At 63.9% G+C, this 6,052-nt stretch carries 6 protein-coding genes; 4 read left to right on the top strand and 2 right to left on the bottom strand.

The features are described from left to right. Positions 1-98: 98 nt before the first annotated feature. Positions 99-1,040 carry an MASE1 domain-containing protein gene (locus VK519_RS13730; RefSeq protein ID WP_324350670.1) on the top strand — a complete coding sequence of 314 codons (942 nt, stop codon included), beginning with the start codon at positions 99-101 and terminating at the stop codon, positions 1,038-1,040. A gap of 10 nt (positions 1,041-1,050) precedes the next feature. Here VK519_RS13730 and VK519_RS13735 read toward each other — a convergent pair whose 3' ends face one another. Next, positions 1,051-1,488 carry a hypothetical protein gene (locus VK519_RS13735; RefSeq protein ID WP_324350672.1) on the bottom strand — a complete coding sequence of 146 codons (438 nt, stop codon included), beginning with the start codon at positions 1,486-1,488 and terminating at the stop codon, positions 1,051-1,053. 167 nt (positions 1,489-1,655) lie between these two features. On the opposite strand from VK519_RS13735, the gene VK519_RS13740 reads away from it, so the two are divergent. From VK519_RS13740 to VK519_RS13750, 3 genes are read left to right on the top strand one after another with little or no spacing between them, the layout of a single operon-like run. Continuing rightward, a complete protein-coding gene (locus VK519_RS13740) occupies positions 1,656-3,086 on the top strand; it encodes a DHA2 family efflux MFS transporter permease subunit (RefSeq protein ID WP_324350673.1) in 1,431 nt (476 codons plus the stop codon). Positions 3,087-3,109: 23 nt separating this feature from the next. Further along, positions 3,110-4,060: an ABC transporter ATP-binding protein gene (locus tag VK519_RS13745; protein WP_324350675.1), complete on the top strand. Its 951-nt coding sequence runs from the start codon at positions 3,110-3,112 to the stop codon at positions 4,058-4,060. Then, on the top strand, positions 4,057-4,818 hold the full coding sequence (locus VK519_RS13750) for an ABC transporter permease (RefSeq protein ID WP_324350677.1): 762 nt from the start codon (positions 4,057-4,059) through the stop codon (positions 4,816-4,818). Before VK519_RS13745 ends, VK519_RS13750 begins: the two co-directional genes overlap by 4 nt. On the opposite strand, the gene VK519_RS13755 is transcribed toward VK519_RS13750, so the two are convergent. Further along, positions 4,815-5,876, bottom strand: a complete 1,062-nt coding sequence (locus VK519_RS13755) for a fimbrial protein (RefSeq protein ID WP_324350679.1) — start codon at positions 5,874-5,876, stop codon at positions 4,815-4,817. The genes VK519_RS13750 and VK519_RS13755 overlap by 4 nt on opposite strands. Positions 5,877-6,052: the final 176 nt, after the last annotated feature.

Below are 6,052 nucleotides of genomic sequence, written 5' to 3' on the forward strand. Positions count from 1 at the left end.
TTGCAGACGTGAGACTTATGACCCATGTTTTAATTGCAGTCGTGGCATTCTTGTCGGGGTAGCGGCGGACCACAACCACCAGGCTAGGGGCGATTTGCGTGAAGGGAAGCACGGAGGGCGAAATTGTCAGGGCGGCACCCTGGGTGTGGGGTCAGCACATTGCGATCGCCGCCGCCTATGGCGTGATCTATCAGGTCGCCCTGTATGTTTCGTTTCCGCAGTTCCTGCTTACCACCGGCCTGCGCCTGGCCTGCCTGTTGCTGCTGCCGGTGCGCTACTGGCCCGCGATTGCCATCGGCGAGGGCTTGCCGCTCGTTGAGAACGCCGTGCTTTGCGCCGGACGCTTCGGCATTCCATGGGCGATCCTGGCCTCGTTTCCAACCGTGGCGTTGTGGATGCCACTGTTGAAGCCCATACGCGAGCGCTGGCCCTTGTATGACCCCGATGGTCGCCTGAGGATGCCGATGATCCTGCTGGCGACATTGGGCGCCGCGGTCATCACGGCCGCAATCACCACCGCCACCCTGATCGCCGCCCTGCTCCATTCTCCGGGCAAGTGGCCAGAGATTTCCCCAGTGGATTTTTTCTTCGCCTACGTGCTCGGCGCCTACCTGGGGGCGCTCACGCTCACACCCATGATCCTCGCGCTCCATGAACGCGTACGTGCGCTCCATGACAAAACCTTGAGCATCTCGGTGATCTGGCATAGCCCCCTGTTCCGCGACGTCTTCTGGTGGGTATTTCCAGCGCTGGCCAGCATCGCCTGGCTTGCCGCCACAACGCACGACGATACCCTCCGCCAGGTGGCCCGCCTTGCCTTGCTCTGGCCGGTCCTGGGCCTGGCCTGGCGCCACGGATGGCACGGGACGGCGGTGGGTGGCATGGGGGCGAGCCTGGCCCTGGCCGTCACGGCCAAGGGCCTCCTCGACCCGGCAACGATCCAGGTCCAGGTGTTCCTTGCGTTCGCGCTCTCCGGCACCCTGCTGATGGGTACAAGAAAACAAACGCTTCGGGCCGAAGCCCGGCCCGAGCGTTCCTGACCTTCAGGTTTTATTGAACCCGGATCGAGCACTGCGCGGGGTTATCGCAGTCGCCTGGGGCAAGCATCATGCGCGCGGAGCCATCGGGCTGCGGGGCCACGATCACCGTCACGGCAGCGTCCTGGTAAACCTGCTCGGTGGCAGCCGGCGCGGTGTTGTCGGTCACGGTGACCCAACGCGATGCATCCACACCGACGGGCAGATCCAGGACGGTATTGGCGTCGGTGTAGGCAATGGCGCCGCGGACGGTGCCGGCGGCATCGTTGACCTGGACGTAGCGCACACCCTGCTTTTCGAAGACGTAAACGTGATAACCCGGACTCGCACTGACGTCGGAAGTATTGGGCCAGGACTGGCCTAGTCCCGTCGTTGGCGACGCAGCGGCAGCAGCCGAAGCGGATGCCAGCAAAAGGGTGGATACGATGGCACGGCGGTAAATGGAACGCATGGCAACACTCCGAGGTTTGGATTGGGTTGGGAACTGCGAGCGTAGCCTAGCGCTCCCCGTGCAAACCCGTATCACCCGGCGGCCCATCACACCGGGTGTACCATGCGCGATGTCGAAATGTGGCCGGCCCGTTCGACGCATGCGTATTCCGCCACCATGGACGCCCAATGACCGACCATCCCCTTGCCGATCGCCGCTGGCTGGCCCTCATTCTGCTTTGCCTGGGCGAATTGATGATCGTGCTGGATACGACCATCGTGAATGTCGCCCTGCCCTCCATCAAGGCCAGCCTCGGCTTCGATGAAACGGCGCTGGCCTGGGTGATCAACGCCTATATGCTCACCTATGGCGGATTCCTGCTGCTGGGAGGACGACTGGGTGACCTTTACGGCCATCGCCGGCTCTTCCTGCTGGGCATCGGCCTCTTCGTGCTGGCGTCACTTGCCTGCGGCGTATCAACCACACGAACGGTGCTTGTGGTGTCGCGCGCCGTGCAGGGTATCGGCGGTGCGGTCGTTACCGCCGTTGCGCTATCGCTGATCATGGACCTGTTCCCTGCCCCCGCCGACCGCGCCAAGGCGATGGGCGCCTATGGTTTCGTCTGTGCCGGCGGCGGCAGCATCGGAGCCATGCTGGGCGGCGTGCTGACCAGCGCGCTGAGCTGGCACTGGGTATTTTTGGTGAACCTGCCGATCGGCCTGCTGGTGATCGCCTGGTCGTGGCGGCTGCTGCCGACGGTGCATACGCCGCCGGCCACACGGCACCTGGACCTGGTCGGCGCCGTATCGATCACGGCAGCATTGATGCTGGCGGTATACGCCGTGGTCGGTGGTCGCGAAATGGGTTGGCTTTCGGCGCAGACGCTTGGCTTCGGCGGCCTGGCCGTGCTGCTGTTCATCGCCTTCCTGGTAAACGAATCACGCGTACGGGCCCCGCTTGTGCCTTTGGGCCTGTTCCGCCTGCGCAATCTTTCCACTTCGTCCGTGGTTGGCGTGCTCTGGTGCGCCTCCATGTTCGCCTGGTTCTTCCTGTCCGCGCTTTACCTGCAGCTGGTGCTTGGCTACGACCCGATGAAGGTGGGCATGGCCTTCCTGCCGGCCAATATCCTGATGGCGGTATTTTCGTTGGGCCTGTCGGCGAAGCTGGTGATGCGCTTTGGCGTGCGCAAACCACTGGTGGCCGGGCTTGTCCTGGCCACGGTTGGACTGCTGTGGTTTGCCCGCGTTCCCATAGAAGGGAATTTCATCAAAGACATCCTGCCGCCCATGCTTCTGCTGGGCCTGGGCGCCGGCATCGCCTTCAACCCGGTGTTGATGGCCGCCATGAGCGAGGTGGGTCCGAGCGACTCTGGCCTGGCATCAGGCGTGGTGAACACTGCGTTCATGCTTGGCGGCGCGCTGGGCCTGGCGGTGCTCGCTAGCATAGCGGCGGTGACCAGCGACCATGCCGGCACGGACTCGCCTCTCCTTGACCTGACCGCGGGTTACCGGCTGGCCTTCCTGATCGGCGCTGCCTTCGCGGCCCTGGCCGCGGTGATCGGCGCCTTGTGGCTGCGCGAGGTCGCCCCCAATACTGGTGCCGCACCCGCGGTGCACTGATGCACTCCACACAAGGTGAACGCATGCACGCTGAAGCAGCCCACCCCGGACCGGTCGTCTCGATCAAGGGCGTCGGCAAGACGTACAAGAGCGGCCACACGGCGCTGAAGAACATCGACCTGGATATTCGCCGTGGCGAGATTTTCGCCCTGCTCGGCCCCAACGGCGCAGGCAAGACCACCCTGATCGGCATCGTCTGCGGCATCGTGCGACCGACATCGGGAACCGTCACCGCCGACGGCTTCGACGTGTTGACCGATTTCCGCCGCGCACGGGAGGCCATCGGCCTGGTGCCGCAGGAACTCTCCACCGATGCCTTCGAAACGGTGTGGTCGTCGGTGAGTTTCAGCCGCGGCCTGTTCGGCAAGCCGCGCAGCGACGCGCACATCGAGAAAGTGCTGCGCGGGCTGTCCCTCTGGGACAAGAAGGACGCCAAGATCATGACGCTCTCCGGCGGCATGAAGCGGCGCGTGTTGATTGCCAAGGCGCTGGCGCATGAGCCGCGCATCCTGTTCCTGGACGAACCCACCGCGGGCGTGGACGTGGAACTTCGCCACGACATGTGGGAGATGGTCCGCGCACTGCGCGAAACGGGCGTCACGGTGATCCTCACCACCCACTACATCGAGGAGGCCGAGGACATGGCCGATCGCATCGGCGTGATCAACAAGGGCGAGCTGATCCTGGTGGAAGACAAGGCTACCTTGATGCGCAAGCTGGGCAAGAAGCAGCTCACGCTCACCCTGCAGGCACCACTCGATGCGGTTCCCGAATCACTTGCCGACCTGCCGCTCACGCTGGCCGACGACCGCCAGTCGCTGACCTATACGTTCGACACCCAGGCCGAGGAAACCGGCATCGCCGCCCTGCTCCGTCGCCTCAACGAACAGGGCATCGACTTCAAGGACCTGAAGTCGGAGGAGAGCTCGCTGGAAGACATTTTCGTAAGTCTGGTGCACGGGGATCGCGCATGAACGTCCACGCCATCGCCGCCATCTATCGCTTCGAGATGGCTCGCACCTTCCGCACCCTGATGCAAAGCATCGCCTCGCCGGTGCTCTCCACGTCGCTGTACTTCATCGTCTTCGGCACGGCGATCGGCTCGCGCATGGGCCAGATAGGCGGCGTGAGCTACGGGGCCTTCATCATCCCCGGCCTGATCATGCTTTCCCTGCTCAACGAGAGCATTTCCAATGCCTCGTTCGGCATCTACCTGCCCAAGTGGTCGGGGACGATCTACGAGTTGCTCTCGGCGCCCGTGTCGGCCATCGAGGCCATCCTTGGCTATGTGGGTGCCGCAGCGACCAAGTCGGTGCTGCTGGGCCTGCTGATACTGGTCACCGCGCGGTTCTTCGTTCCGTACCACATCGAGCACCCGTTCGTGATGGTCGGCTTCCTGGTACTCACCGCCGCCACCTTCAGCCTCTTCGGTTTCATCATCGGCCTGTGGGCGGACGACTTCCAGAAGTTGCAGGTGATCCCGCTGATGGTGGTCACGCCGCTCACCTTCCTGGGCGGCGCATTTTATTCCATCAACATGCTCCCGCCGTTATGGCAGAAGATCGCCCTGTTCAACCCCGTGGTGTACCTCATCAGCGGATTCCGCTGGAGCTTCTACGGGGTGTCGGACGTGAGCGTGGGCATCAGCCTGGCGGCGACGTTCGGGTTCCTGCTGGCGTGCGTGGCCGTGGTGTGGTGGATATTCCGCACCGGGTGGAAGCTGCGCACCTAGAGGTAGGTGAAGGTCACGGTGGCGGAAGCGTTGGCGGCGCCACCGGTGACGACTTCGCCGGTCTGGATGTACCTGGCCTGCAACGGGATCGTGTAGGTTCCGTTGCTCGCGGTTGTGAGCGTAAGTCCGCTGTCGTGCTTGGCTTGCATGGGCACTGGGCGCGTATTGGCGTCCGCCAACTGCACGGCGACGCCGGTAGCGCCACCTGGTGCAAGTTCGATCAGGCCATTGGCCAGATCGCTGCTGCCGGTGGTGGGGTTGATCGTAAAGCCGATGGTGTTGGGATTGACGGTTGCCGTGTAGTCCGAACCGGCGTACCAGTCGATTCGCGAGCTGCCATGGAATGCCGGGCAATCGGTGAGCACGATCGGCACCGGCACCCAGTCCGTGCCAGCGCCCTTGCCCGACAACGAGGTGGTCTTGTGATCACCTAGCTTGACCAGGACGTCCGGCGTCCGGCACGTGCTGCCGATAATGTTGACCTGGCCGGTAAAGCCCATGTCGATGATCAACAGCCTGTTGTCGCCGGCGCTGCGTTGCACCCGCGGCAGGTCGCTGCCGCGAATGACGCCCGTCCCAACCTCGTCTGCGTACTTGACCAGGAAGGCATCGACCCAGCGAAGCGGCTGCAACGGAGTGCTAAAGTTCCGAGACCTGCCTGCTTCGGTGTACTCCACGACCGTCCGGACCCAAACGCCGATTCCCGCCACCGGCGTGGCGAACAGTGCACCATCGGGCACGCCAGGAACCGAGATGTCCAGGCGCGGATAGGGGGCGGAGACAATCTTGTTGGTGAACGAAACGGTCGGGGCGTCGCAGTCGATGCGCATGTTATACGCTTCGATGTTGTTCCATAAGGTAGCCACCGTGGAGCCAACCGCCTGGTCACGCCCGACGGTGACTGAGCCGGTCAAGGCAGCTGGCGTCCTATTCGCCGTCGGTTCGCCGGCGACGTAGTTGCACGTATCCGCGACAGCCGGAGTGCTGGCCAACAAGGCCAGGCCCAGCAGGCCGAGGGTGCCAGTGAGACGGCGGGAGCGATGATGTGGACGGTACATGGCGATTTCTCCTGGCCGCGGCGGCGGCCTTCGAGACCTACTGGTAGGCAACCGTCACCGTGACGGGTGTCGAAAAGGCACCGGGCTTCACGCCCCCGGCGGTCTGGATCATGCGAGCGATGAAGGCGTACGTGCCGCCACCCGTGGCCACGTCGAGGTTCACCGGCGCGCTACCT

The organism is Pinirhizobacter sp., from assembly GCF_035317885.1.
Taxonomy (GTDB): domain Bacteria; phylum Pseudomonadota; class Gammaproteobacteria; order Xanthomonadales; family Rhodanobacteraceae; genus Pinirhizobacter.